We start from the raw sequence: 25,489 nt of genomic DNA, 5'->3' as shown, positions 1-25,489 counted from the left end.
CCGGGGCCCGGACGCACTCGCGTCCGGGCCCCGCGCCGTATCCGGTTGTGCCGGCGGCAGGCTGCGGCGAGGATCTTCGCTGGGGAACGGGGGACCGATGACGGAGCAGGACGCCGACCGGCGGCTCGCGGCGGCGGTACGGGCCGGGGATGCGGAGGCGGTCCGCACGCTGCTGGAGGCGGGGGCGGATCCGGGGAGGGCCGAGCTGCTGTGCACGGCGGTGGAAGCCTTCGCGTACGAGGTCGCCGAGGCCCTGGTGGCGGGCGGCGCCGACCCGGACCGGGAACTGCCGGACGGCACGACCCCGCTGCTGCGGGCCGTCGAGGGCGGCTCCCCGGCGACCGTCAGGGCGCTCCGGGGTGAGGTGCTGCGCCTGTCGGCGGCGCAGCGCGAGCGGCTGCTCGCGGCGGCCCGGAACTGGTACGGGGCGGGCGCGGAGGAGGAGCTGCGCCGCCGCACCGGGGCGACGGGCCCGGCGAAGTGGTCGTCCGCCGAGGAGGAGTGGTGCGATGTCGGGCAGGTCTCGCTCGGCGGCGTGACGGTCCGGGCGGGTCACGGGGCCGTCCTGACGGAGCTGGAGTGGGCCTTCCGGATCCTGGCACCCGTGGAGGAGCTGGTGGCCCGGGCCGTCCGGCACCCCGACGTCTGCCATGTGGACTGGTCCGCGTCCTCCATCGTGCTCGCGCAGCGCCGCAGCACGGAGACCTGGTCGGCGGTGGCGGCCTTGCGGCACCATCCGTCGCCGGACCACCGCCGGTTCGTCGTCAACTGCCTGAGCACCAGGGACTGGTTCGCGAGCATCGGCTTCGACTCCTCGCAGCGGGAGGGAGCCGGACTCTTCAGGGCCTGGGCGCTGGAGGAGACGGACGGCGGGGTGCTCTCCGCGGTGCTCGATGCCGTTTCGGACGACGGGTACGACGAACCCCTCGGGCTGCGCTACGCCGGGCACCCGGACCCGCGGGTGCGGCGGGAGGTTCCGTACCTCTTCGATGCCCCGCTGACTCCGGAGGCCACCGCCGCCCTGTTCGCCCTGGCGCGGGATCCGGACCCGGAGGTGCGGGGGCACGCCGGAGGCAGGCTCGGCCGCGAGCGGGGTGCCGGGCCGGAGGTCCGGGCGGTGGTGCTCGGTCTGGTCCGTGACCCGGAGCACGGCGTACGGGCCACGGCGGCGGCCGCGCTGGCCGCGGGCGACGACCGGACGGCTGAGGCCGCGGAGGCGCTGGTGGCGCTGCTCGCGGAGGAGGACCAGGAGCTCCGCCTGGAGGGCGCGTACGGCCTCGCCCTGCGCGACGACCCGCGCACGCGGGAGGCGTACGAGCGGGTGGGCCCGCTGGGCCCGCAGCACGAGCACGACCACCGCCGCAGCGGCCGGTGGCGGAACCTCTAGCGCCCGACCCAGTGGGTGAGCCCGGCCCAGGCGGCGGGGGCGAGGGCGAGCGTCGGCCCGTCGGCGACCTTGGAGTCACGGACGTGGCCCCGTCTGACGTCGTCGCCGCCGATTCGGTCACGCAGTGCCGATTCCGAGACGATGAAGCCGAGGTTGGGCGGGACGGTGCGGTGCGGGATCTCCTGACGTTTGATGCGGCGCGCTGTTTGGAGCTCGATCTTTTCCTCGCCCGTGTACGGAACGCGGCAGCCGAACACAGCGCGGGCATATTCCTCGGTCTGGAGCAGGCCTGGTACGAGCACGGCGTCGTACCAGGACAGGGCCACGGCCTCTGCCTCGCTGGCGAAGTATTCCTCCGCCCAGGGCGGGATGACCTCGACTTGCGGCATCTTGTTCGCCGCGACTGTGAGAAGGCCCGGCAGGCCTAGGACTCGGTCCATCGCTTCGGCGACGCTGGGCATCAAGGTCCGTCGGCCCTGCTCGATGGAAGCGACGCTCTGGACATCGATGTGCAGAGCATCGGCGAACGCGCGCTGCGTCAAGCCCTTGGAGACGCGCGCGGCGGCGACCTGGGCGCCGACCATTTTCATCGCCGTCTCATTGGGTCGGGCGTTCTTGCGTGATGGCATACCTGTGAACTCCCCGCATGCACACGTGAGGTACCGGCACCGACCCGTACTCGTGAAGGAGTACGGGTTGCACGTCTTGCTCACGCTAATCACGCAACGCGACCATCGCCCCGTGAACGTGGAAATCCATCCGGCCATGCTGCGTGAGCGGTACTTCCCCCGCAGCCGCCAATCCGTCTGCTCCACCAGGGAGTTCGCGGCGGTGACACTTGACGCGTGGGGTGTCACATGCCGCCGGGACGACCTGTTGCTCTGCGTGAGCGAGCTCGCCACCAACGCCCTGCTGCACGGTGTGCCGCCCGGCCGGTACTACCGGCTTCGGCTGCTGCTCTTCGAGGAGCTGGTCCGGGTCGAGGTGGCCGACAGCGGCGGTGGGCGGCCGCGGATCGCGGACCGGGATCCGGGTGCCGAGGGCGGGCGGGGGCTGCTGCTGGTGGCGGCCCTCGCCGAGCGGTGGGGGGTCGGGCCGCGCAGGCCCGGAAAGGTGGTGTGGTGCGAGCTGGCCGTGACGGGTCGCCCACGAGACACCCCCTAGGCTGGAAGCGACTGCTGTCCAGGCTCGAAGAGGCGACTGAGTATGAGCGCGTACGGATCCTTCCCCGGCTCGCGGCCCCGCCGGCTGCGCACCACCCCGGCGATGCGGCGGATGGTCGCGGAGAACCGGCTGCACCCCTCGGACCTGATCCTGCCCGCCTTCGTCCGGGAGGGGATCTCCGAACCGCTGGCGATCTCGGCGATGCCGGGCGTGGTCCAGCACACCCGTGACACGCTGCGCAAGGCGGCCGTGGAGGCGGTGGAGGCGGGGGTCGCGGGGATCATGCTCTTCGGGGTCCCGGCCGACGAGAACAAGGACGCGCTGGGCACGGCCGGCACCGAGCCGGACGGGATCCTCCAGGTCGCCATCCGCGACGTGAAGGCGGAGGTCGGCGACGACCTGGTGATCATGTCGGACCTGTGCCTGGACGAGTACACCGACCACGGGCACTGCGGGGTCCTGGACGAGCACGGGCGCGTCGACAACGACGCCACGCTGGAGCGGTACGCCGAGATGGCGCAGGTCCAGGCGGACGCGGGCGTCCACGTGGTGGGCCCGAGCGGCATGATGGACGGCCAGGTCGGCGTCATCCGCGACGCGCTCGACGAGACCGGGCACGAGGATGTCTCGATCCTCGCGTACACGGCGAAGTACACCTCCGCCTTCTACGGGCCGTTCCGCGAGGCCGTCGCCTCCTCGCTGCAGGGCGACCGCAAGACGTACCAGCAGGACCCGGCGAACGCCCGCGAGTCCCTGCGGGAGCTGGCGCTCGACCTGGAGGAGGGCGCCGACATGGTCATGGTCAAGCCGGCCGGCCCGTACCTGGACATCCTGTACCGGGTCGCGCAGGCCGTGGACGTCCCGGTGGCCGCGTACCAGATCAGCGGCGAGTTCGCGATGATCGAGGCGGCGGCGGAGAAGGGCTGGATCGAGCGCGACCGGGCCGTCCTGGAGACCCTGTTGGGCATCAAGCGGGCCGGCGCGGACACGATCCTGACGTACTGGGCGACGGAGGTCGCGGGCTGGCTGCGCGAGGCGCGCTGACCCTTGCCGGTGGGCCTCCGCCGGTCAGCGCAGCGGCCACACGTGCCGCTCGGACCCGGCGGGGGGCCCGGCTCTCCAGACCCGCCACCACAACCGCCACCGCCCCGACTTCGCCCGCCGTGCTCCGTCCATGGTCGGGAGCGTATGCAGGGCTGGTCGGCAGCTCACGGAGCGGGACTCGAGTCTGTCACTCCGCGGCTTCTGTACCGGTGGAGCTGCCAGGCCGCGTACGCCACGAACGGCACGGCGACGGCGGGCACGACCCACCACGGCAGGCCGATCAGGAACGCCGGTAGGGCCACGCCGACGCAGGTGAGCGCCATGCCGATGAGCAGCGGTTTCCCGAGCGAGCGCCACGTCCAGGGCCCCTGCCCGCCGTATCCGGCCAGGGAGGCCGCGGCGAAGGCGAGCCCCAGGGCCGCCACGAGACCGGCGAACGTGCCGATGCCGGCGGTCATCTGGGCGTCGTCGCGCGGCTCGTCGGCGGAACCCTGCCGGACGCCGTCCCTGCCGACCGCCGTGATCGTGCCGCGCCAGAAGACGGCGGTCACCTGGTCGCCGGGTGCGAGCCGGTCGAGCAGCGGGCCGGCGTCGCCGAAGCGCACGATCCAGGTCCGGGCGGGCGCGTCGGGGCTGGAGAGGGTCGCCTCGTACCTGGTGTTCCGGCCGGCGTCCTTGACCACGGTCTTGTCGACGGTGAAAGGGACGGTGCGCAGGCAGTCGTCACCGGCGGTGGTGCACGGCTCGGCGGCCGCGTAGCCGTCGTAGCGCTCGATGTCGGACGGCAGCCACGCGGCGAACACGAAGCCGCAGACCAGCGCGGGTATCAGCGACACCACGACCAGATACGCGCCCGTCAGGCGCCCCCAGCCCGTTCCGGTCTCCGTCACCACGTGCCTCCCCCGTACGTGCTTCCCCTGGCCTCAGCCTCCACGTCCGCCGGCGGGCACGCAACGGACTTGATCGGCGGGTCTCAGGGCCAGTCGACGATTCCGGCGAACACGAGGTAGTCCAGGACGACGGCGCCGGGGGCGAGCAGCGCGAACCCGATGCGGCGGGCGGAGTTCCGGCGCTGCCAGGGCAGCGCCCAGCTGGTCACGAGCACGGCCAGGACGAGCAGCAGGCCGGTGGTGAAGACGGGGAACGCGACGTCGTAGGAGGCGTCGAACCGGTCGCTCGCGGCGTCCCCGCAGGAGTCGCAGGCCATGGGGGACAGCCCGACGAAGAAGAACGCGACGAGGGCCATCGGCAGCGTCAGCAGGGTGGAGACGAGCGGTGCGACGAAGGCGCGCTTGTCGCGCGAGGTGTCCTGATCCATGGCATCAGTCAACTGCGCCGGCGGGAGAGGCACATGAGTGCCGGTACTCAGACCGGGGTGGGTGGCGGTCATGCGAGGACTAAGTCGAAGGTGCTCGGAGCACGGGGAAACCCCGGACTCCCTCCGACGCCGGTCAGCCCGGACCCCGCTCCCGCCCCCGCCCCCCGGCATTCCGTCCCGCCCCCCGCCCCGCCCCGCTCGCGTTCCCGTCACCCCGGGCGCACCCTGGAGTGAAGGGTGACCCCCCTGGAGGTGATGCACCATGCCCACACTCGTCGGGTGGCACGTGGAGCTCGAATTCACCGAGGAAGGCCACCGCACCAGTGCGGCGGCCATGGTCAGACTCGGCGACGGCTCCGAGATGAGAGCGCACGGCTACGCCATGCGCCACCCCTCCGACCCGGAGCAGCTGCGGGTCGGGGAAGAGATCGCCGGCGCTCGCGCGCTCATGGATCTCGCTTCCCAGATGTTGCAGAAGGCCCACTCGGAGATCGACGAGGCGACGGGCCGGCACTCCTATCCGCTCAACCAGTGAGTGAGCTGCGACCACGCGGTGGGAGTGAGGGCGAGAGAAGGGCCGTGAGGGACTTTCGAGTCCCTCACGTGCACCCGGGGAGGGCGTGGACGACGGTGGCAGGGCCGGGTCGACGGTCTCCGGGGTGCGGGCGGACTCCGGCCTGGCAAGGTGGTGGGGTGCGAGTGCCGAACCGGCCTTACCCGCATGCGTAGTTGGGGGACAAGTGCTCATGTGTCGGATCGGGAACGCCGGATGACGCGCGGACAGGTGGGCTGCCTGATCGCCCCGCTGGCCGGGGTGGGCACGGGGGTGCTCGGGGCGGTGCTGCTGAATGCCGCGTGGCGGGCCTGCGACGTCGGGGTCAACGGGTCGGCCAACGGCCTCGCCCTGTTCTTCTACGGGGCGCTGCTCGCGCTCCTCGCGACGGCCTGGTGGGGGGTGCTCGTCGGGTACGTCGGGCGGCGGAACCCGGCCGCCGGGCTGATCGGGGGCCTGGCCGGGGCCGTGGTGATGGTGTGGGTGTTCGTGGCGCTGTTGCAGGTGCCCGACGGGTATCGCTGCTAGCTCTGCTTCAAGCTCGCCCAGGCGGATCCGGCAGACCGGCGGCGGTGAGCAGGCCACGCCGATTCCGATATCCGGTGTCCGGCTTCCTCTGATCGGTGAGGGAAAGGCTTCCTTCGGAGGAAGCGATGGTGACAACTCATCAGTAGTTGGTTAAACGGCCGATGCGCTGGCCTGGGTCGGAAAAGTTAGGATTAGGGGTGGTGTTCCGATTTCACCGCGCCCTCTTCACTGCTACAGGCTGGAATGCGTGAGACCCTCAGCGAGTCCGTACTGCCCCTACTGTAAACTCGGCGAACCCGAGCGTTGGGACAATGAAACGGAATGGATCCGTCAAGGATTTCTCCGGATCCCGGATCTTACCGATCGGGAACTTGAGATGTTCAAGGAAATGACGTGCGGTCCGTCGAACGAAGAGCTCGGAAAAAGGCTCGGGATGACCGTGCGCACGGTGAAATTCCATCTGGAGAACATGCGCGGCAAACTGGGCGGCCTGTCCCGAGTCCAGACGTGTTTACTCGCCGTGCACCACCGCATCGCCACCTGCCCTGCCGGGCATGTCTGACGGGCACGTCTGACGGGCATTCCCGAGGCGGGCCCTCACGGTACGGGCGGTCCTTCCACGTACCGCCCTGCAGCGTCGTACGGCCACGCGTTGGGCAGGCAGCCGTCCAGCCCCTTGATCTGCTGCATCATCGCGGGCGCGAGCGCGCGCGGCCCGGCGCAGCTCTCGTGCCCGCGGCCTATTTCATGGCCGACCTCATGGTTGACGATGAGGGCCCGGTACTCCTGGATCGGCCCGTCGAACTGGGGGGATCCCTGCACCCAGCGCTTCAGGTTGACCACGACGGTGTGCCCCGTCCGGCAGTTCACATTGCCGCGGCTCTCCGGCGTGGTCACGTCGCACAGCCGGTCGGTGGTCGCGGGCGTGGCCACCTTGATCGTGAAGTCCACGGGTCCCGAGGAGACCAGCTGGAATCCGTAGGCCTTGTTCTTCGTCCAGCCGCGCGGATTCCCGAGGATGTCGGCCACCTCCTGCGCGGTCTGCGGCCCGGGCAGCCGGATGCCGTCCTCGATCTCCACCCGGTAGCGGCGGATCCGGCCCTGCCCGTACGCCTTGCCCTCGGCCGCCGCGACGCTGAAGGTGCCCGGTCCCGCGTCCGGCACGGCAGTGCCGGGGGACGCCGAGGGAGAAGGGGAGGGGGAGGGCGACGGCGAAGGTGACGGCGGCGGTGCGGCGGGAGGTGAGGGAGAGGCCGTGGGCGCCGGTGCCGGTGCCGGGCGGCTGCCCTGGGCCGCCCGCGCCGGCGGTTCGGACGGTGCCGGCAGGAGCACGAGGGCGGCACTCGCGCCGGCCAGGCCCGCCGCGGCCACGACGGTGGCGGCCAGGGTACGTTTCCGCCTCCGGAGCCGTGCCTCGGCGCGGGGCGGCAGGGCCGCTCGCTTCCCCACGGGTCAGGAGCCGGCGATCAGGGAGGCGGCGAGCTTCATGCGCTCGTCGAGCTGCCTCTTCGCCCGGTCCAGCGTCTCGGCGTTCTGCTCGATCAGCCGCTTCTGGTAGGCGGTTTCCACCGTGTACCAGGTGCCCACCAGGTTGGTCTGCTTCTTGCAGTCGATGTCCTGCTTGGCGGTGGAGATCGCCTGCGGGCTGTTCCTGTTGGAGTCGTTGATGCCGGGCGGTGGGTCCATCGGGTTGTCGACCGTGTATCCGCGCTCCTTCATGCAAGCGCTCCAGGACTTGAACGCCTTGACGACCCTGCTGTCCTTCCGGGAGCGGGCGTAGGAGTCCGTGGAGAAGCCCTGCACGAACATGTAGTCCACGGTGTCCTTGGTGGGTGCCAGCAGCTTCAGTGCGGCCTCGCGTCCGCAACCGCCCGCCGGCACCTTCTGCCCGCCGACGACCGTGGTCGCCACGTCGGACTTCTCCGCCTCCTCCTGGCTCATCGGAACCGGCAGCGAGGGGTCCACCTGCAGCCCGTGCAGCACCAACTCCTCGTTGGGTCCGAGGAGCGGCTGCGGAGGCCTCTCGGTGCGGACCAACTGCGGGTTGTCGTAGCCGTACCGGGCCGCCTCGGCCGGGTCGGAGAGTCCGTACCGCCGGTTGTAGTCCCTGGTCACCGGGCCGGCCTTGCGCCGCAGCTGGTAGCGGAAGCCGTAGCGCTGCATGCACTGGTCGGTGAGTACGTCCTGCGCCTCGTCGAGAACGGCGAGCTGGCGGGCGTCCGGCATGTACGAGGCGATCGGGAAGGTGAGGTTCCGGCTTTCGAGCAGCGTGGGCACCTCGCCGATCGCGGGTTCCTTGTCGGAGTCGCCGCCGTCCGACTGCGAGCACCCGGTCAGCAGGAGTGCCAGTACGGCTGCGGAGGCCGTCAGAACGGGACGGGGGGAACGCGGCAAGAACATGGTGGCTCCGATGCGGGGACGGCTAGGATGCGCGAAGCGGCAGCTCCGCCCGGCGATTACGGGCGGAGCTGCCGTTTTGCGTGCGAGGTCTAGGCCGATGCGCCTAGCGGACGTACGCCGACGAGACCGAGTTGAAGAAGGTCGAGCCGAAGTTGCCCTTGGTGTTGGGGGAGATGTAGCCGCCCGAGCCGCCGCCCCACGCGTCGGTGTAGACGTCCCACGTGTAGGAGTCCTTGCTCGAGAAGGACTCCGTGTAGTCGTTCGTGGTGTGGTTGGCGCAGCTCTGCGAGCCCTTGAAGTAGTCGTCCTGGAAGTCGCCCTCGGAGGTGTAGAGGTCGAAGACGGAGTTGCCCTGGTTGGAGTAGCAGAACAGGCCCAGCTCCCCGGAGGTGAGCCAGCCGTCCTTGGCGGCGGCCGAGGCCGAACCGGCACTGACGCCGATGGCGCCGAGGATCAGGCCGGCGGCCGCGAGGGAGCGGAGGGAATTACGAAGCTTCATCAGCCATCTCTTTCCGAATCATTGTGGCTTTTCCTGGTCCAGATTTCGGCCGTCGGGCCGGGTTTCGAACCGTTGAGGAGTGGATCACGCCATGGCCGACCTTCACAACTGTCCCTGAGTACAGGTGCATGATCTTTCTTTTCACCTAGGGTGTCGTTGATACAAGATGCCTCAGGAGGCCTGCTGTGCCATTTCGATGGGTCCGATCCGTGGCCGCCCCAGCTCTGTTGTCCGGCCTATTCCTGCTGGCCGGCTGCTCGGGCGGGGATTCCGCTTCGCCTTCGCCTTCGTCTTCCACTTCCGTTCCGCAGTCCGGGCAGTCCAAGGGAGCGGTCGACCCCAAGCAGGCCGACTTTTTCCGGTGCCTCAAAGAAAAAGGGCTGCCGATGAAGGAAACGGATTCCGATATTCCGGTCGTGGATTCGACCAAGGCGGATCCGGCCAAGGTGAAGGAAGCCGAAACCGCCTGCGACAGTCGCCGGTCGATCCCCCCGGTGACCGCTGGACAGATGGCCGAGGCGAAGGCGTACACGGAGTGCATGCGGGCGAACGGGGTGGCGAACTTCCCCGATCCCGATCCGCGGACCGGCCAGCACGCCATCGAAGAGCTCGGTCTGAAGGACTCGCCGCAGGGCATGGCGGCCCTGAAGAAGTGCGGCGACAAGGGCAGGGCCGTGAACCCGGGGCAGGGCGCGGCCGGATGACGAGGTACCCCGAACCCACCGAGGCCTCCGAGGCCGCGGAGCACACCGAGCACACCGAGCACAGCGAGCCGATCGAACCTGCGGCAGAACCCGACGGCGCGGAGGTCTCCGCCGGCCTGTCCCGGCGCCGTACGTGGGTGGCGGCCGTCGCGGTGGGCGCGGTCCTGCTCTCCGCTGCCGGTGTCGCCGCCTCGCTGGTGATCAAGTCGCCGGCGCAGACCGCGGCGGAGGCCGGCCCGCCGCCCCTGGACGTACTCATCGCACGCGTCGAGAAGCGCGTGCTGCGGGACACCGTCATCGTGCGCGGGACGGTCACCTCGGGCCAGGCCGTCCAGTTCACCCCGACCGCCACCGGCGGGGAGGGCGCCGCCGCTCCCGTCGTCACCAAGGTCGCCGTCCGGCAGGGTGATCAGGTCGAGGCGGGCAAGGTGCTGCTGGAGGTGTCCGGCCGGCCCGTCTTCGCGCTGCCGGGCCGGCTGCCCGTGTACCGGGACCTGAAGCCGGGCGCCACCGGTGACGACGTCAAGCAGCTCCAGAAGGCGCTCGCCGACCTCGGCCACGGCACGGGCTCCGACAAGGCGGGCACGTTCGGGGCCGGGACCAAGACGGCGCTGGCAGCGTTCTACAAGTCCCTCGGCTACGACCCGCTGCCCGCTCTCGCCGACCGCGGCGAGGCCCTGAAGGCCGCCGAGGACGCGGTCACGTCCGCCGAGCGCTCCCTGGAGGACGCCCGCGCCGCGGCCAAGGGCGGTACGGGGAGCACGGGGAGCACCGGTACCACGGGAGGTACGGGCGCCACGGGGAGTACGGGCGCCACGGGGAGTACGGGCGCCACGGGCGGCTCGGGTACCAAGGGCCCGGAGGGTTCCGGGAGTTCCGGCAGCGGCAAGGGCTCCGGCCAGGACGGGGCCCGAACGGTGGCCCGCGCCCAGGCGGACCTGACCAAGGCCCGTGAGCGCCTCACCGAGGCCCGCGCGGCGTCCGGACCGATGCTCCCGGCCGGCGAGGTCGTCTTCCTGGAGTCCTTCCCCGCCCGCGCCGACTCCGTCGCCGTCCGCCCGGGCTCCCCGGTCAGCGGCAGCGCGATGACCCTCTCCGCGGGCGCGCTCGTCGTGCGCGCGCAGCTCCAGGAACACCAGAAGGGCCTGGTCCGCGCCGGCCAGAAGGTCGAGATCCTCTCCGAGGTCAGCGGAGTCACGGCGGCCGCCGAGGTGCAGTCCGTCGCGGACACCCCGCAGTCGGCGCCGGCGCCCGCACCGGGCACCGGGTCCACCGGCGGCCAGGGCCAGGGCCAGCAGGCTCCCGCCCCCGGTGGACCGGCCGGGTACGAGCTCCTCGTACGGCCCCTCGCCCCGCTGGACGCCAAGCTCGTCGGCCAGGACGTACGGCTGACGGTGGAAGCCGCCGCGACCGACGGCAACGCGCTGGTCGTCCCGGTCTCCGCCGTCTCCGCCGGGGCCGACGGCCGCACCATCGTCACCGTCGTGGACGGCAAGGGAACCCAGCGCCGGGTCGAGGTCCGGCCCGGGACCACCGGCGACGGCTACGTGGAGGTCCGGCCCGCCGCGGACGGCGCTCTCGCGGAAGGCGACTCGGTCGTCACCGGCATCAATCCGGGCGTCGCCGGCAAGCAGACGGGCGGGAAGACCGGGGGAACGACCGGCGGCGGTGACAGCGGCTCCAAGAGCGGCGGTTCCAAGAGCGGCGGTTCCCAGGGCGGCGGCGGGTCATGACCGAGGCCGCACCACCCGTCATCGAGTTCCGGCAGGCGGGCCTGACCTACCCGGGCCCGCCTCCGGTGGCCGCGTTCAAACCGTGTGACCTCACCATCCGGCGCGGCGAGTTCGTCACGGTCGTCGGCCCCTCGGGCTCCGGCAAGTCGACCTTCCTCAACATCGCCGGCCTGCTCGACGCACCCACCGAGGGCCAGTACCTCCTCGACGGCCTCGACACCGGCGCACTCGGCGACAGCGACCGGACCGCCCTGCGCGGCCGCCGCATCGGATTCGTCTTCCAGTCCTTCCACCTGCTGCCCCACCGCTCGGCCCTGGAGAACGTGGCCCTGGCGATGTTCTACAACGGGGTGCCGCGCAAGGAGCGCCCCGCCCGCGCTCGGGAAGCCCTCACCCGGGTCGGGCTCGGCCACCGCCTCTCCGCGGTGCCCTCCCGCCTGTCCGGCGGAGAACGCCAGCGGGTGGCCATCGCCCGGGCCCTGGTCGCCCGGCCGTCCCTGCTGCTGTGCGACGAACCCACCGGAAACCTCGACTCCGCCAACGCCGACACCGTGCTGGCCCTCCTGGACGAGCTCCACACCGACGGGATGACCGTGCTGGTCATCACCCACGACCACGAGGTCGCCGCGCACGGCGGCCGTACCGTCGCGATCCGCGACGGCGTACTGCGCGAACAGGCACCCGTATGACGCTGCCCTCCATCAAGCTGCCCCCGTTCCGGCGGCGCCGCTCCCGTGCCGCCGACCGGATCGAGCCCTCCCGGCTCACCGTGCGCGATACCGTCGGGGAGGCCTTCGCCGGGGTACTGCAGCGCCCGGCCCGCTCGGCGCTGACCGCCCTCGGGACGGTGCTCGGCGTCGGAACCTTCGTCGCCGTCCTCGGGCTGACCGCCACCACCTCGTCCCAGATCGACAGCCGCTTCAACCTGCTCACCGCCACCGAGGTGAGCGTCGAGGACATCGCCAGGGAGAAGAACAACTTCGCCGGGCCCGGTTTCCCGGCGGACGCCGACCTCCGCGTCGAGCGCCTCAACGGGGTCCGGCACGCGGGTGTCTTCTACACCGTCCGCCTCGACAGCAACGCCGGCGGCGTCCGCGCCGCCCCGGTCGGCGGCGCCCAGGGCGGGGGCGAACGCACCGACGTGGTCGCGGCCTCCCCCGGCGCGCTGCAGGCCGCGGTTCCGCGGATGGCCCAGGGCCGCCTCTACGACGAGTACCACTCCCGCACCAAGCAGCGCGTGGCCGTCCTCGGCTCGGGCACGGCCGCCCGCCTCGGCATCACCACCCTGGACACCCGCCCGGCCGTCTTCATCGGAACGGAGCCGTTCACCGTGATCGGGATCATCGACGACGTGGAGCGCAAGGCCGACCTCCTCCTGTCGGTCATGGTTCCGCGCACCACCGCGGAGGACATCTGGGGGCCGCCCGAGGGCACCGGCACCACCATGCTCATCGCGACCGACATCGGCGCCGCCCAGCAGGTCGCCCGCCTCGCCCCCACCGCGCTGCGCCCCGACCACCCCGAGTACCTCAAGGCCGTACCGCCCCCCGACCCGCGCACCCTGCGCAGCGGGGTCACCTCCGACCTCGAACAGCTCTTCCTGGTCCTGGCCGGGATCTGCCTGGTCATCGGCGCGGTCGGCATCGCCAACACCACCCTGGTCGCCGTCCTGGAACGGACGGGGGAGATCGGCCTGCGCCGGGCCCTGGGAGCGCGCGGACGGCACGTCACCGCCCAGTTCCTCGCGGAATCGGGCGCGTTGGGTGCCCTCGGCGGGCTCGTCGGCACCTCCCTGGGCACCCTGACCGTGGTGGGCGTCGCCGTCATCCGGGACTGGACGCCCGTCATCCACCCGGCGACCGTCGCGACCGCGCCCCTCCTCGGCCTGATCACCGGCGTCCTGGCCGGGCTCTACCCCGCCGGGCGGGCCGCCCGCATCCAGCCCGCGGAGGCGCTCCGGCGCTGAGGCCGATGCCTGTGACCCCGTGCAGGCCCGGGCCGCGGCGCGCCAGGAGCCGCCACCGTCCCGGGCCGCACGGGCGGCTGCTCCGGGCCTGCACGGGCCACCGCCCCATGCCTCACGGGCCGCCGACCCGGGCCTTCAGCCGTTCCGCCGCCAGCTCCAGTTCGCGCTGCGCCCCGAACGGGACGATCGCCGCGCGGCCGGGGACCCGTACGCCGCCCGTCAGGGCCACGCGGGTGCCGCCCGACGGGTCGGGGGCGGCCGCCATGCCGATGATGATGAAACGGCTCTGCAGCCAGCACCAGCCCGGGCGCAGCACCCCCCGGAAGTGGGCGCGGAAGCCGTACTTGCTGCGGGCCAGCGCCTCCACCCGGTCGCCAGCCACCCGCAGGACGCGGATGCTGCGCATGTCCGGCTGGAAGCGGCCGAACTCGCCCTCCAGGTCGCCCATCACCGCCCAGACGGCGTCCAGGGGGGCCGGAATGACCCGTTCGGCCACGCGGGCGCCCCGGACTCCCGCCGCCATGATCCGGAGGCGGTTCACCTCGTCGAGTGCGTACGTCATGCGGACCATGCCCTTCGGAAGCTCGTACGGGCCCGGTGCAGCCGGGATTTGGCGGTGCCCGGCGGGACGCCGAGGAGGGCTGCCGCGGACTCCTCGTCCAGGCCCTCCACGTCCCGCAGGACCAGGACGGCCCGGTGGTCGGGCGAGAGGCGGGCCAGGACGTCGTCGATGTCGGCGGCGAGCTCGGGGTCCCCGGGGCCGGGCAGGTCGGCGAGTTCGGCGGGGCGGGCGCGGGCCGCGCGGCGGGCGGTGCGGACCGCCTCGCGAACGGCGATGGCGCGGACCCAGCCGTACAGGGTCTCCGGATCGCGCAGCGACCGCAGGGCGCGGAAGACCGCCACCAGGGCCTCCTGGCAGGCGTCCGGGCCGTCCGCGAGGGCGATGGGGGTGCAGATGCGGGCGATGTACGGGGTGAGGTGGTCGAGCAGGTCGTGCATCGCGAGGGTGTTGCCGGCGAGGGCGGCCCGGGCGAGGGCGACGCCGCGGTCGCGTTCCGCGGGGGTCACCGGGCGCGGGCCAGCCGGGCGGCCGCCCAGCCGAAGCCGAGGCAGGCGGGCGTGTAGAGGGCGAGGTTCAGCGTGTGGAACGGGCCGGCCGGGCTGTCGAGGAGCCCGGCCGCCCACCCCAGGCCGGCGAGGCCCCGTACGGCCAGCCCGGCCGCGACGGCCCCCGTGGCCACCCGTGTGACGCGCCCGCCGCGGCCGTGGGCGTGCGCGAGGACGGCCCCCGCGGCCGTCAGCGTGAGCCCCGCCAGCGGGAGGACGACGGGTGGGGCGAAGGAGACCTCCGTGCCGAGGACGGCGAGGGACAGGCTGCGCTCGCTCGCCGCGGGCCAGGTCCGCCCGGTGGCCCAGTACAGGTGCGCCAGCCCGTCCACGGCCAGCAGCCCGGCGAGCGCCGCTCCCGTGCGCCGCCGCGATGTGTCCTTCATGAGTGCCCCCTCGGTGTCGAGAACCAACACCCCGAAGAGGAGGCGCACGTGTGGAACGTTCCCTGTGTGCCGCGTCACATTCGGTTCAGAAGCTGCTCCGGAGGATGCTGCCGAACCCCGGGGCGAGAAGCAGTACGACCACGACGAAGAGGTTCAGCGTCGTACCCACGTACAGCAGCACGCTGGAGGGGCCGCGGAAGAGGAACAGGCCGCGGATGAGGCCGAAGAGGGCCATGAGCAGCGAAACGATCCCGATGGGGAAGGCGATGGTGAGGGACATACCCCTGGGCGCGAATGCGACCACGAGGCCGCCCACGCAGGCGAAGAACGCGAACTGCGGCAGCCCGAGCATGAAGACCAGCCACGCGCTCGAGCGGTACGGCCGGTACGCGGGCATCGGCGGGACCACCACCACCTGAGGCGGCAAGGGTGGCACGGGCGCCGCGGGCGGCGGTGGGGCCTGGGGCGGATGGAACGGGATCTGGTGCGCCGTCACCGAGCTCAGGCCGATCGACCCCAGCGCGGCGGTGGAGCCCGCGGCCGCGCTCCCGGCGGGCTGAACTCCGTACGCCGCCACGGCCGCCGGTCCGCCCAGCAACTGTTCCAGCAGGTCGTTCAGGGTGTCCCCGAACGCCGGGTCGCGAGAGATCTCGTCCGCCAGTACCGGTAGGGCGATGGCCGTGGACGCGTCACCCGGCTCGTCGCGCAGCTTCGTCAGCACGGCGGTACCCAGCGCGCCGCTGCGCAGCCGGTCCTCCACGTGGACCCGTACGCGCGCCTCGAGCGCGGACCGTGCCGGGGTGCCGCCCCCGGCGCCGGTCAGCACCCTCAGCGCGGCGCGCGCCAGCTGTAAACCCTGTGAACCGTTCACGATCGGCCTCCCCTGCCGTCAGGACGGGAAGGCCGATCGTACGGAGCTGCGTGCCCCGCGAACAGGGTCAGAGGCGCTCGGGAGTGCGGATCCCCAGCAGGGACATGCCCTTCGTGAGCGTGCGGGCGGTCAGCTCGCACAGGAACAGGCGGTTCTCGCCGACGACGAGCTCCGGCTCCGGCTTCACGACCGGGCACTCGGTGTAGAACGTCGTGCACAGCGAGGACAGCTGGTACAGGTACGCGGCCACCTTGTGCGGGGCGTGCTCCGCGGCCGCCTCGGCGATCACCTCGCCGAACTGGTCCAGGTGCAGGCCCAGCGCGCGCTCGGCCGGGGCCAGCGCCAGCTCCGGGTGGGCCACCGGGGAACGGTCGCCCGCGTTGCGCAGGATGGACCGGAGCCGGGCGTACGCGTACTGGATGTACACGGACGTGTCACCGGTCAGCGAGACCATCTGGTCCAGGTCGAACTTGTAGTCGCGCGCGGCGGAGGTGGAGAGGTCCGCGTACTTGACCGCGCCGATGCCGACCTGGAGGCCGTTCTCGACGATCTCCTGCTCGCCGAGGAAGCCGCGCCCCTTGTCCTTCTCCCGGACCACGGTGGTCGCCCGCTCCACGGCCTCGTCGAGCAGGTCGACCAGCCGGACCGTCTCGCCCTCACGGGTCTTGAACGGCTTGCCGTCCTTGCCGAGGACCGTGCCGAAGGCCAGCTGCACGGCCTTGACCTCGTCGTTCAGCCAGCCCGCGCGGCGGGCCGTCTCGAAGACCATCTTGAAGTGGAGCGACTGGCGGGCGTCGACCACGTAGATGAGGGTGTCGGCCTTCAGGTTGCCGACGCGGTCGCGGATCGCCGACAGGTCGGTCGCGGCGTAGCCGAAGCCGCCGTCCGACTTCTGGACGATCAGCGGGGTCGGGTTGCCGTCCGGGCCCTTGTACTCGTCGAAGAACACGCACAGCGCGCCGTTGGAGCGGACGGCGACGCCCGAGTCCTCCAGCAGCTTGCACGTCTCGACCAGCATGTCGTTGTAGCCGGACTCGCCGACGACGTCCGCGTCCTGGATGTCCATGTCCAGCTTGTCGAAGACGGAGTAGAAGTAGATCTTCGACTCGTCGACGAACCGCTGCCACATCGCGAGGGTCTCCGCCTCGCCCGCCTGGAGTTCGACGACCCGCGCCCGGGCCCGCGTCTTGAACTCCTCGTTCGAGTCGAAGAGCGCCCGCGAGGCCTTGTACAGCCGGTTCAGGTTGGACATGGCCTCCTCGCCGGAGACCTCCGCGTCCGACTTGTGGTCCAGCTCGTGCGGGTGCTCCAGCAGGTACTGGATGAGCATGCCGAACTGGGTGCCCCAGTCGCCGATGTGGTGGCGCCGGACCACCTTCTCGCCCGTGAACTCCAGGATCTCGACCATCGCCGCGCCGATGACCGCCGACCGCAGGTGGCCGACGTGCATCTCCTTCGCGACGTTCGGCTGCGCGTAGTCGATGACGGTCGTGCCCGCGTTCGCGGCGTACGGGACACCGAGGCGGTCGTCGCCGGCGCGGGCGGCGAGGGTCTCCATGATCGCCCGGTCGGAGACGGTGATGTTGAGGAAGCCGGGGCCCGAGACCTCGATGTCCTTGATCAGGTCACCGGAGGCGATGCCCTCGACCACGGTCGTCGCCAGCTCGCGCGGGTTGGCCTTGGCCTTCTTCGCGAGCGCCAGGATGCCGTTGGCCTGGAAGTCGGCCCGGTCGCTTCGTCGCAGCAGCGGGTCGGCGCCACCGGCCTCCGGCAGGGCCGAGGCGAGGGCGTCCGCGACGCGCTGATTGACCGAAGAAGCGAGGGAAGGGACCGAGGCCATGAGCTGCCGTTCCTGTGAGGTCGTGCCTGAAGCTGCACTTGGTTGTTCCGACAAGCCCCGAGTATCCCACGCGGGGCCCACCCGCAATCCGGGATTTCCCCGTCACTACAGTGCCGGGATGGACCGGATCACCCTGCACGGCGCCGCGGCTCTCCCCGAGGTCGGACCGCTTGAGCTCCGCGCCGTCGGACACGGCCGCCCAGCACTCGTCATGCTGCTGATCGGGTCCCCCTGCGTCGGGAGGCTCGTCACCGCACCCGACGGCTTCGGCCGCCTCCTGGCCGTGGGCTCCTGCGCCCTCATGGCCGTGGCCCTCGTGTTCCTGCTGGTCGTGCATGTCCGGCTACGCGCCCGGGGACCGCTGGTCCGGCTGGACGCGTACGGGGTCACCGTCGCAGTCGGGCCCGCCACGCCGTGGTCCGACCTGAGCGGGGTCCGCAGGGTGAAGGGCGTCGTGGTGCTGGTTCCCCGCCCGGGGGTCGAGCTGCCGGTGGTGCCCGACGGGGTGCCCTTCAGCCGGCCCGCGCGCAGGGCGGCCGCGTACACCCGCCGGTACGGCAGCCCCCTCGTGCTGATGCCCCAGACGCTGGACGCCACCGGGCCGCAGATCCTCGCCGCCGTGCAGCGGTTCGGGCGGATTCCGCTCGGCGCGTGCTGACAGGCAACCTCGGAGGGGCTGCTTCCGTCTGGGAGAATGGCTGAAGCCAGCATTCGAGATAGAAGGACGTGTCGTGGCTCAGAGCAGCACCGAGACCGACTGGGTCTCCCGTTTCGCGGACGAGGTCATCGCCGAGGCGGAGCGCCGAGCACCCGGCAAACCTGTCGTCGTCGCGTCCGGACTCTCCCCCTCCGGCCCGATCCACCTGGGCAACCTCCGCGAGGTCATGACCCCGCACCTGGTCGCCGACGAGATCCGCCGCCGCGGGTTCGAGGTCCGGCACGTCCTGTCCTGGGACGACTACGACCGCTACCGCAAGGTGCCGGCCGGCATCCCCGGCGTCGACCCCGAGACCTACGGCCAGTACATCGGCATGCCGCTGACCGCCGTCCCGGCCCCGGCCGGATCGGCGTACGCGACCTGGGCCGAGCACTTCAAGGCCGCCATGGTCGAGGCGCTGGACGAGCTGGGCGTCGAGTACGACCCGATCAGCCAGACCGAGCAGTACACCTCCGGCGCGTACCGCGAGCAGGTCCTGTTCGCGATGAAGCACCGCGGCGACATCGACGCCGTCCTCGACCAGTACCGCACCAAGCAGAAGCCGGGCGGCAAGAAGCCCCAGCAGAAGCAGGTCGACGAGGCCGAGCTGGAGGCCGCCGAGGGCTCCGGCGCGGCCGCCGAGGACGACGGCAGCAGCGCCGAGGGCGGGTACTTCCCGTACAAGCCGTACTGCGGCCAGTGCGGCAAGGACTTCACCAAGGTGACGTCCTACAACGACGAGACGACCGAGCTGACCTACGTCTGCACCGAGGACGAGTTCACCGAGACCGTCAAGCTCAGCGAGTTCAAGCGCGGCAAGCTGGTCTGGAAGGTCGACTGGCCGATGCGCTGGGCCTTCGAGGGCGTGATCTTCGAGCCCTCGGGCGTCGACCACTCCTCGCCCGGCTCGTCCTTCCAGGTCGGCGGCCAGATCGTGCACATCTTCGGCGGCGAGCAGCCGATCGGACCGATGTACGCGTTCGTCGGCATCAGCGGCATGGCCAAGATGTCCTCGTCGAAGGGCGGGGTCCCGACCCCGGCCGACGCGCTGAAGATCATGGAGCCGCAGCTGCTGCGCTGGCTGTACGCCCGCCGCAAGCCGAACCAGTCCTTCAAGATCGCCTTCGACCAGGAGATCCAGCGGCTGTACGACGAGTGGGACAAGCTCGAGGCCAAGGTCGCCGACGGCTCCGTGCTGCCGGCCGACGCCGCCGCACACACCCGCGCCGTACGCGTCGCCTCGCACGAGCTGCCGCGCACCCCGCGCCCGCTCCCGTACCGGACCCTCGCGTCGGTCGTGGACATCACCGCCGGGCACGACGAGCAGACCCTGCGCATCCTGGCCGACCTGGACCCGTCGCAGCCGCTGACCTCGCTGGACGAGGTACGGCCGCGCCTGGACCGCGCCGAGAACTGGATCACCACCCAGGTCCCGGCCGACCAGCGGACCCTCGTGCGCGAGGAGCCCGACACCGAGCTGTTGTCCTCGCTGGACGACGAGGGCCGCGAGTCGCTGCGGCTGCTCGTGGACGGGCTGGACTCGCACTGGTCGCTCGACGGGCTCACCACGCTCGTCTACGGCGTCCCGAAGGTGATGGCGGGCCTGGAGCCCGACGCCAAGCCCACCCCCGAGCTCAAGGTCGCACAGCGCTCGTTCTTCGCGCTGCTGTACCGCCTGCTCGTCACCCGGGAGACCGGGCCGCGCCTGCCCACGCTGCTTCTGGCGGTCGGGGCGGACCGGGTGCGCAAGCTGCTCGCCGCCTGACGCAGAGGTGGATGCGGAAGGGCCCGTACCCCCTCGGGGGTGCGGGCCCTTCCGCGTGCGTGCTGCGTGCTGCTTGCCGCGTGCTGTCCGGCTCAGGCGATGTGCTCGTTCTCCAGCTCGCGCTGGTAGCGCAGCTTCAGGCCCGGCATGAGCTTGCGGATCATCGAGGAGCTGCGCGGGTGGTCGATCCCGTGGCGGTCCGAGAGGTGTATGTCCACCTGCTCCGGGGTCGGGAAGTCGGAGTGCTCGTCGAGGTACGAGCGGAACACCTCGTAGGCCGCCTCGTTGAACTTGACCTGGTCGAAGCCGGAGTCGGAATCGGACTCGGAGTCGGCGTCGGAACCATCGCCATTTGCGGCAGGCGGTACGGGGAGCTGCTCCTGCTGCGGAACGTCCTCGTCCGGGCCGGTCGGGGGCATGACCGGGGTCGGCTCCAGGCCCTCTACGTACTGGGGGTTGTACCCGCCCTCGTACGCGGCCTGCGGGGCCAGCGGGGCGGCGAACCAGGCGCTGTCGTGGGCGGCGGGCATGGCCGTCGGGTCCACCGCGAAGGGGAGTGGGGTGTGGCCCTGCGGGGCTGCTCCCCTACCCGCCCCTTCCCGAAACTGGGGCTCCGCCCCAGACCCCGGGTGGGGCTCCGCCCCGGGGGCGTACGCGGAGGCCGGCGCCTGCGGCGCGGCCTGGCCCGGCTGGCCGGGGATTCCGGCGGCCGCACCGACAAGGCCCGGCTGGCCGGGGATGCCCGTGGCCGCACCGACAAGGCCCGGCTGGCCGGGGATGCCCGTGGCCGCGCCGACGAGGCCCGGCTGGCCGGGGATGGCCGTGGCCGCGCCGACGAGGCCCGGCTGGCCGGGGATGGCCGTGGCCGCGCCGACGAGGCCCGGCTGGCCTGCGGCCAGGCCCGGCTGGCCGGGCTGGCCGGGCTGGCCGGGGATTCCGGCGGCTGCGCCGACGAGGCCCGCCTGGCCGGTCTGGCCCGGTATGGCCGCCTGGCCCGGGATGCCCGTCACGCTCGAGCCCGCCGCCAAGGCCGGGGTCGATATCGCCCCGCCCGTCGCGATGGCCGCGGCCGCCGGGGGCAGCAGCGCCGGGTCGATGCCCGCCGCCGCCAGGCCCTCCGGGGCCGTCTGGGAGAGGGGGACGCCGATCCGGGCCAGCCGGAGCGGCATCAGCGCGTCCACCGGGGCCTTGCGGCGCCACGCCCGCCCGTACCGGGCCTGCAGCCGCGCCTGGTAGATCAGCCGGTCCTGCTCCATGCCGACGGCCTGCTCGTACGACCGCAGCTCCCACAGCTTCATCCGGCGCCACAGCTTGAACGTCGGGAGGGGGGAGAGCAGCCAGCGCGTGATGCGCACGCCCTCCATGTGCCGGTCCGCGGTGATGTCCGCGATCCGGCCCACCGCGTGCCGGGCCGCCTCCACCGTGACCACGAACAGGATCGGGATGACGGCGTGCATGCCCACACCCAGCGGGTCCGGCCAGGCCGCCGCGCCGTTGAACGCGATCGTCGCCGCGGTCAGCAGCCACGCCGTCTGGCGCAGCAGCGGGAACGGGATCCGGATCCACGTCAGCAGCAGGTCCAGCGCCAGCAGCACGCAGATGCCCATGTCGATGCCGATCGGGAACACCAGCGAGAAGTTCCCGAACCCCTTCTGCAGGGCGAGCGCGCGGACCGCGGCGTACGAACCGGCGAAACCGATCCCCGCGATGACCACGGCTCCTGCGACCACGACGCCGATGAGTATCCGGTGCGTACGAGTCAGCTGCATCGCGGCCACCCGCGATCCCCTCCCCTTGTCGAGCTACGGCAGGCACAGCGTACGGGTGACTGCACAGGTGACTGAATGTCAGCCTCCCGTTAAGCGCCCGCCCAGCCGCCCGGATCCGCCGGCGCCTACTGCGCGGAGGGAGAAGCCTGCTGCTCAGGCTGCTTCTGCTGCTCGTTGGCGGTGCCGACCGAGGCCGCCGCCTCCTTCGCCGCCGCGATCGCGTTCTCGAGGAGCTTGGCCTGATCCGGAGCGCCGGCACCCTCGTACGCCGCACCGTTGTAGTCGAGCGTGATCACGACGTTCTGCGTGCGCGCCACGATCGTCGTGTTGAAGAAGTCGACGTCCTTCTTCACGCCGTACACGACCGACGACGCCTGGTCGCCGATGCCGGTCGCCTGCTCGACCTTCACGTCGTGCGCGCCCTCGGTCGTCTTCGCGGTCTCGACCTGCTTGTTGAACTGGTCCTCGGCGCGCTTGTTCGCGCCGCCGAGCGAGGCGTGCGACTCGTAGCGGACCAGGGAGATCGACAGCCAGCGGTACTGCGAGCCCTTCAGGCCGTCCTCGTCCAGGCCGTTCCAGGAGCAGCTGGCACGGGAGGTCAGGTCGTTCGACTTGGTCGCGGTGCCGTTCTTGTCCTTCGCCTCGGGGACGAGGGTCTCGACCGTCTTCGTCTGGACCGACTTGCACGGGTCGGGCAGCGTCGCGAACGCCGCCTTCTCCAGCGCGGCCGACGCCTTGCCGCTCGGCTTGGCGGAAGAGGAAGCGCCGGGCTTCTTGTCGCCGCCCGAACCGGAGTCCTTGCTCGAGTCGGACGAACAGCCGGCGACGGTGAGGATCACCGGGACGGCTGCGCAGGCGAGAACGCGAGTGAGGCGCGAGGCTGATCGGTGCATGGTTCCTTCAGTACGTTGTGGGGCGCGTTCTGTGGACGCGGTACGGGCGTGGTGCAGGCGTGGTGCGGGCGCGGGACCCGAGCAACGGTAGCCCGACCCGGCGCGCGCCTGCTGTGCGCGCCGTCACCCCGAGCCCCCCGCGCCCGCTCTCGGGCGCTCTCTCAGTCGTTGAAACGCTCGACCAGAGCCTGCGCCAACTGCCGTGCCTTGTCCTGGGTTTCGGGGCTCGCCGGAACCGTACCGGGCAGCGCGGGCTGCACGTTGTACTCGACGGTGACGATCACATTCGAGGTGCGGAACACAATCCGCACGGTCCGCGCCTGCGCCGCGCTGGCGCCGGCCGCGCTCAGCTTGTCCTCGAGGAACGCCTCGGTCCCGAGTCCTTCGATGACGCGGGAACCGAGCTCGGGCGGCGGCGCGGAGGGGCTGCCGGCCGGCTGCGGCGACTGCCCGGTCGAGGGCGCGCCCGCGGCGGGCGGGGCGGTGGGCGCGGGGCTCGTACCAGGGCTCGCCGCCGCGCCGGGGGCCGTACCCGGAGCCGTGCCGGGGGCCGTGCCGGGGCTGGTGGCCGGGCTTGTCGTGGGGCCGGGGAAGGGCAGGTGCGCGTCCGTCAGCCGGCGCACGTACACCTGCCGCGCCTTGTCGTCGTCGCTCATGGTGGTCCGGTCGTACGAGACGACGCGCTCGAAGACGACCGACAGCAGCCGCGTCTCCTCGGGCGTCTGCGCCGTCCAGCGGCAGCCGACGTGCCGGTCGCCGTCGTACGAGGTGTCCGCGGTGCCGGCGTACAGCTGCGTGCGCTGCTCGTCGGTGAGGCTGTCCGCGGCCGGGAGCATGGCCTTGAGGCGCTTGCCGTCGGCGGCCCTGCACGGCGCGGGCAGGCTGCGGTACTTGCCGGCCGGTGCGGGTGCGGGGCTGCTGTCCCCCGCCTTGGAGTCGGTGTCGTCCCCGACGCCGTTTCCGCTGGTGCACCCGGTCAGGCCGGTCAGGCCGGCCATGAGTGCGGTCAGCATCGCGATGCCCGGCAGGACTCGTCGCCGTACCGCCTTGCGCTGCACGTCCACTGGCTCCCTTCGACCGGCCGGCGGCCCGGCGGTCAGGAAAATGCGTTGCCGCGCTTTGGACGCGGATGAACACAATGTCTATCGCACACGCTGGTGCTGGCGCCGGTCCCCTGTCTGGTTTGGGGCTAAGAGCGAGGCTTTTTGCGTATAACGAATTTTCTATGCTTCCCGGGGGATTGAAGCCGTATGTCGTATGTAGAGGTACCGGGGGCGAAGGTCCCGATCCGGATGTGGACCGACCCGGCCTCGGTCGAGGCCGGCGCGATGCAGCAGCTGCACAACGTCGCCACCCTTCCGTGGATCAAGGGCCTGGCGGTCATGCCGGACGTCCACTACGGCAAGGGCGCCACGGTCGGCTCGGTGATCGCGATGAAGGACGCGGTGTGCCCGGCGGCGGTGGGCGTGGACATCGGCTGCGGCATGTCCGCGGTGAAGACGTCCCTGACGGCGAACGACCTCCCGGGGGACCTGTCCAAGCTCCGCTCGAAGATCGAGCAGGCGATCCCGGTGGGTGCGGGCATGCACCGCGACCCGGTGGACCCGGACCGGCTGTACGGGTTCCCGGACGCGGGGTTCGGGGACCTGTGGGAGCGGTTCGACTACGTCGCGGATGCGGTGAAGTTCCGGCGGGACCGGGCGCTGAGGCAAATGGGAAGCCTTGGCCAAGGCAATCACTTTTGCGAACTTTGTATCGATACGTCCGGTTCGGTGTGGCTCATGCTGCACTCGGGCTCGCGGAACATCGGCAACGAGCTGGCCGCCTTCCACATCGACGTGGCCCGTGGACTCTCGCACAACCAGGGGTTGGTGGACCGTGACCTCGCGGTCTTCCTCGCGGCGACGCCCGAGATGGAGGCCTACCGCAACGACCTCTTCTGGGCACAGGAGTACGCCAAGTACAACCGGGCCGTGATGATGAGCCTGTTCAAGGAGGTAATCCGCCGGGAGTTCCGGAAGGCGAAGGTCTCCTTCGACCGGGAGATCAGCTGCCACCACAACTACGTGGCGGAGGAGCGGTACGACGGCATGGACCTGCTGGTCACGCGCAAGGGCGCGATCCGCGCCGGCAGCGGCGACTACGGAATCATCCCGGGTTCCATGGGGACGGGCTCTTACATCGTGAAGGGCCTCGGCAACGAGAAGTCCTTCAACTCGGCCTCGCACGGCGCGGGCCGGAAGATGAGCCGGACGGCCGCGAAGAAGCGCTTCTCGGCGCGCGACCTGGCGGATCAGACCAAGGGCGTCGAGTGCCGCAAGGACTCGGGCGTGGTCGACGAGATCCCGGGCGCCTATAAGTCGATCGAGCAGGTCATCGACCAGCAGACCGACCTCGTGCAGGTCGTGGCCAAGCTCAAGCAGGTCATCTGCATCAAGGGCTGAGCCCTGGGTGCAGTTGTCGGGGGAATGAAGGAGCCCGGGCCCTCACCGGCCCGGGCCCCTGCGCGGGTCGCGGCAGACCACGACCTCGTCGTGACGGCGGTCGGCGACGATGTAGAAGGGGATGTCGGCCTTGGCGTAGGCGTCGACCTCGGGGCCGGTGGGCAGCCGGACGCCGGTGCCCTGGACGTAGCGCAGGCCGGCCTTCTTGGCCCCGGCCTCGTAGAACCTCTCGATCAGCCGGCTCGGAGTGAGCGCGTGCGCCCCGTCGGCGGGTGGTGTCGCGGTGAGCCCGCCCTGGAGGATCTCGACTCGATGCCTGGGAAGCTCCTTGGAGAGTCGACCGGCGGCTTCCGCGATCGTGGTCTCGTGCTGCATCACGGCCGTAGCTTCCTCCTCTTCGCGGCTCACGCTTTCGGGGCGT

The 25,489-nt window shown here is 71.6% G+C and carries 29 protein-coding genes; 13 read left to right on the top strand and 16 right to left on the bottom strand.

The window, feature by feature from the left end:
- Positions 1–97 precede the first annotated feature (97 nt).
- Positions 98–1,387 (top strand): ankyrin repeat domain-containing protein, encoded by a 1,290-nt coding sequence (locus OG299_RS17895; RefSeq protein WP_327361988.1) that lies wholly within the window; start codon positions 98–100, stop codon positions 1,385–1,387.
- Here the strand turns inward: OG299_RS17895 and OG299_RS17890 are convergent.
- Positions 1,384–2,016: a Scr1 family TA system antitoxin-like transcriptional regulator gene (locus tag OG299_RS17890; RefSeq protein WP_327361987.1), complete on the bottom strand. Its 633-nt coding sequence runs from the start codon at positions 2,014–2,016 to the stop codon at positions 1,384–1,386. The two genes, OG299_RS17895 and OG299_RS17890, sit on opposite strands and share 4 nt — an antisense overlap.
- Positions 2,017–2,128: 112 nt before the next feature.
- On the opposite strand from OG299_RS17890, the gene OG299_RS17885 reads away from it, so the two are divergent.
- Together OG299_RS17885 and hemB are read left to right on the top strand one after the other, a co-directional pair.
- Complete coding sequence (locus OG299_RS17885) at positions 2,129–2,551, top strand: ATP-binding protein (RefSeq protein ID WP_442817515.1); 423 nt, start codon at positions 2,129–2,131, stop codon at positions 2,549–2,551.
- A 42-nt stretch (positions 2,552–2,593) separates the two neighbouring features.
- A complete protein-coding gene (gene hemB / locus OG299_RS17880; RefSeq protein WP_327361986.1) occupies positions 2,594–3,595 on the top strand; it encodes a porphobilinogen synthase in 1,002 nt (333 codons plus the stop codon).
- Positions 3,596–3,759: 164 nt separating this feature from the next.
- On the opposite strand, the gene OG299_RS17875 is transcribed toward hemB, so the two are convergent.
- Both OG299_RS17875 and OG299_RS17870 read right to left on the bottom strand, forming a co-directional pair.
- Entirely contained in the window at positions 3,760–4,485 is a 726-nt protein-coding gene (locus tag OG299_RS17875) for a hypothetical protein (RefSeq protein WP_266626758.1), read from the bottom strand.
- 83 nt (positions 4,486–4,568) lie between these two features.
- Positions 4,569–4,913, bottom strand: a complete 345-nt coding sequence (locus OG299_RS17870) for a hypothetical protein (RefSeq protein WP_266626756.1) — start codon at positions 4,911–4,913, stop codon at positions 4,569–4,571.
- Between the two features lie 262 nt (positions 4,914–5,175).
- Between OG299_RS17870 and OG299_RS17865 the strand changes: the two genes are divergently transcribed.
- On the top strand, positions 5,176–5,448 hold the full coding sequence (locus OG299_RS17865; protein WP_266626754.1) for a DUF1876 domain-containing protein: 273 nt from the start codon (positions 5,176–5,178) through the stop codon (positions 5,446–5,448).
- On the opposite strand, the gene OG299_RS17860 is transcribed toward OG299_RS17865, so the two are convergent.
- On the bottom strand, positions 5,430–5,636 hold the full coding sequence (locus tag OG299_RS17860; protein WP_327361985.1) for a DUF397 domain-containing protein: 207 nt from the start codon (positions 5,634–5,636) through the stop codon (positions 5,430–5,432). The genes OG299_RS17865 and OG299_RS17860 overlap by 19 nt on opposite strands.
- Before the next feature lie 46 nt (positions 5,637–5,682).
- On the opposite strand from OG299_RS17860, the gene OG299_RS17855 reads away from it, so the two are divergent.
- Together OG299_RS17855 and OG299_RS17850 are read left to right on the top strand one after the other, a co-directional pair.
- Positions 5,683–5,994 (top strand): hypothetical protein, encoded by a 312-nt coding sequence (locus OG299_RS17855; RefSeq protein WP_266626752.1) that lies wholly within the window; start codon positions 5,683–5,685, stop codon positions 5,992–5,994.
- 247 nt (positions 5,995–6,241) lie between these two features.
- On the top strand, positions 6,242–6,556 hold the full coding sequence (locus OG299_RS17850; RefSeq protein WP_266626750.1) for a helix-turn-helix domain-containing protein: 315 nt from the start codon (positions 6,242–6,244) through the stop codon (positions 6,554–6,556).
- A 35-nt stretch (positions 6,557–6,591) separates the two neighbouring features.
- Here OG299_RS17850 and OG299_RS17845 read toward each other — a convergent pair whose 3' ends face one another.
- From OG299_RS17845 to OG299_RS17835, 3 genes are all read right to left on the bottom strand, one after another.
- Positions 6,592–7,158, bottom strand: a complete 567-nt coding sequence (locus OG299_RS17845) for a DUF3152 domain-containing protein (protein WP_327361984.1) — start codon at positions 7,156–7,158, stop codon at positions 6,592–6,594.
- Between the two features lie 288 nt (positions 7,159–7,446).
- On the bottom strand, positions 7,447–8,394 hold the full coding sequence (locus OG299_RS17840) for a hypothetical protein (protein ID WP_327361983.1): 948 nt from the start codon (positions 8,392–8,394) through the stop codon (positions 7,447–7,449).
- Between the two features lie 103 nt (positions 8,395–8,497).
- Complete coding sequence (locus tag OG299_RS17835; RefSeq protein WP_266626744.1) at positions 8,498–8,893, bottom strand: hypothetical protein; 396 nt, start codon at positions 8,891–8,893, stop codon at positions 8,498–8,500.
- A gap of 209 nt (positions 8,894–9,102) precedes the next feature.
- On the opposite strand from OG299_RS17835, the gene OG299_RS17830 reads away from it, so the two are divergent.
- From OG299_RS17830 to OG299_RS17815, 4 genes are read left to right on the top strand one after another with little or no spacing between them, the layout of a single operon-like run.
- Complete coding sequence (locus OG299_RS17830) at positions 9,103–9,597, top strand: hypothetical protein (RefSeq protein ID WP_266626742.1); 495 nt, start codon at positions 9,103–9,105, stop codon at positions 9,595–9,597.
- The gene (locus OG299_RS17825) at positions 9,594–11,330 is read left to right on the top strand and encodes a peptidoglycan-binding protein (protein WP_327361982.1); all 1,737 of its coding nucleotides are present in this window, start codon (positions 9,594–9,596) and stop codon (positions 11,328–11,330) included. Before OG299_RS17830 ends, OG299_RS17825 begins: the two co-directional genes overlap by 4 nt.
- Positions 11,327–12,019: an ABC transporter ATP-binding protein gene (locus OG299_RS17820; RefSeq protein ID WP_266626738.1), complete on the top strand. Its 693-nt coding sequence runs from the start codon at positions 11,327–11,329 to the stop codon at positions 12,017–12,019. The genes OG299_RS17825 and OG299_RS17820 overlap by 4 nt, the downstream gene beginning before the upstream one ends.
- Entirely contained in the window at positions 12,016–13,296 is a 1,281-nt protein-coding gene (locus OG299_RS17815; RefSeq protein WP_266626736.1) for an ABC transporter permease, read from the top strand. The genes OG299_RS17820 and OG299_RS17815 overlap by 4 nt, the downstream gene beginning before the upstream one ends.
- A 112-nt stretch (positions 13,297–13,408) precedes the next feature.
- Here OG299_RS17815 and OG299_RS17810 read toward each other — a convergent pair whose 3' ends face one another.
- The 5 genes from OG299_RS17810 to argS form a co-directional block, all read right to left on the bottom strand.
- On the bottom strand, positions 13,409–13,858 hold the full coding sequence (locus OG299_RS17810; protein WP_327361981.1) for a hypothetical protein: 450 nt from the start codon (positions 13,856–13,858) through the stop codon (positions 13,409–13,411).
- Complete coding sequence (locus tag OG299_RS17805; RefSeq protein WP_266626734.1) at positions 13,855–14,364, bottom strand: RNA polymerase sigma factor; 510 nt, start codon at positions 14,362–14,364, stop codon at positions 13,855–13,857. Before OG299_RS17805 ends, OG299_RS17810 begins: the two co-directional genes overlap by 4 nt.
- Positions 14,361–14,789 (bottom strand): DUF3995 domain-containing protein, encoded by a 429-nt coding sequence (locus OG299_RS17800; protein WP_266626733.1) that lies wholly within the window; start codon positions 14,787–14,789, stop codon positions 14,361–14,363. Before OG299_RS17800 ends, OG299_RS17805 begins: the two co-directional genes overlap by 4 nt.
- Before the next feature lie 85 nt (positions 14,790–14,874).
- Entirely contained in the window at positions 14,875–15,660 is a 786-nt protein-coding gene (locus OG299_RS17795) for a hypothetical protein (protein WP_327361980.1), read from the bottom strand.
- 67 nt (positions 15,661–15,727) lie between these two features.
- The gene (gene argS / locus OG299_RS17790) at positions 15,728–17,500 is read right to left on the bottom strand and encodes an arginine--tRNA ligase (protein WP_266626731.1); all 1,773 of its coding nucleotides are present in this window, start codon (positions 17,498–17,500) and stop codon (positions 15,728–15,730) included.
- 118 nt (positions 17,501–17,618) lie between these two features.
- On the opposite strand from argS, the gene OG299_RS17785 reads away from it, so the two are divergent.
- Both OG299_RS17785 and lysS read left to right on the top strand, forming a co-directional pair.
- On the top strand, positions 17,619–18,158 hold the full coding sequence (locus tag OG299_RS17785; RefSeq protein WP_266626730.1) for a hypothetical protein: 540 nt from the start codon (positions 17,619–17,621) through the stop codon (positions 18,156–18,158).
- Between the two features lie 73 nt (positions 18,159–18,231).
- Complete coding sequence (gene lysS / locus OG299_RS17780; protein WP_327361979.1) at positions 18,232–19,962, top strand: lysine--tRNA ligase; 1,731 nt, start codon at positions 18,232–18,234, stop codon at positions 19,960–19,962.
- Positions 19,963–20,054: 92 nt separating this feature from the next.
- On the opposite strand, the gene OG299_RS17775 is transcribed toward lysS, so the two are convergent.
- The 3 genes from OG299_RS17775 to OG299_RS17765 form a co-directional block, all read right to left on the bottom strand.
- Entirely contained in the window at positions 20,055–21,740 is a 1,686-nt protein-coding gene (locus OG299_RS17775) for a DUF2637 domain-containing protein (RefSeq protein WP_442817514.1), read from the bottom strand.
- Positions 21,741–21,856: 116 nt separating this feature from the next.
- Positions 21,857–22,624 (bottom strand): DUF3558 family protein, encoded by a 768-nt coding sequence (locus OG299_RS17770; RefSeq protein ID WP_327361977.1) that lies wholly within the window; start codon positions 22,622–22,624, stop codon positions 21,857–21,859.
- Positions 22,625–22,785: 161 nt separating this feature from the next.
- Positions 22,786–23,682 carry a DUF3558 domain-containing protein gene (locus tag OG299_RS17765; protein WP_327361976.1) on the bottom strand — a complete coding sequence of 299 codons (897 nt, stop codon included), beginning with the start codon at positions 23,680–23,682 and terminating at the stop codon, positions 22,786–22,788.
- Between the two features lie 192 nt (positions 23,683–23,874).
- On the opposite strand from OG299_RS17765, the gene OG299_RS17760 reads away from it, so the two are divergent.
- Entirely contained in the window at positions 23,875–25,068 is a 1,194-nt protein-coding gene (locus OG299_RS17760) for an RtcB family protein (RefSeq protein ID WP_266626720.1), read from the top strand.
- Between the two features lie 42 nt (positions 25,069–25,110).
- On the opposite strand, the gene OG299_RS17755 is transcribed toward OG299_RS17760, so the two are convergent.
- Complete coding sequence (locus tag OG299_RS17755; RefSeq protein WP_327361974.1) at positions 25,111–25,476, bottom strand: PDDEXK family nuclease; 366 nt, start codon at positions 25,474–25,476, stop codon at positions 25,111–25,113.
- Positions 25,477–25,489: the final 13 nt, after the last annotated feature.

It is taken from the genome of Streptomyces sp. NBC_01296, assembly GCF_035984415.1.
Classification (GTDB): domain Bacteria; phylum Actinomycetota; class Actinomycetes; order Streptomycetales; family Streptomycetaceae; genus Streptomyces.
The sequence above is the reverse complement of the archived record's forward strand: the minus strand, read 5'-3'. Positions and strand labels throughout refer to the sequence as shown.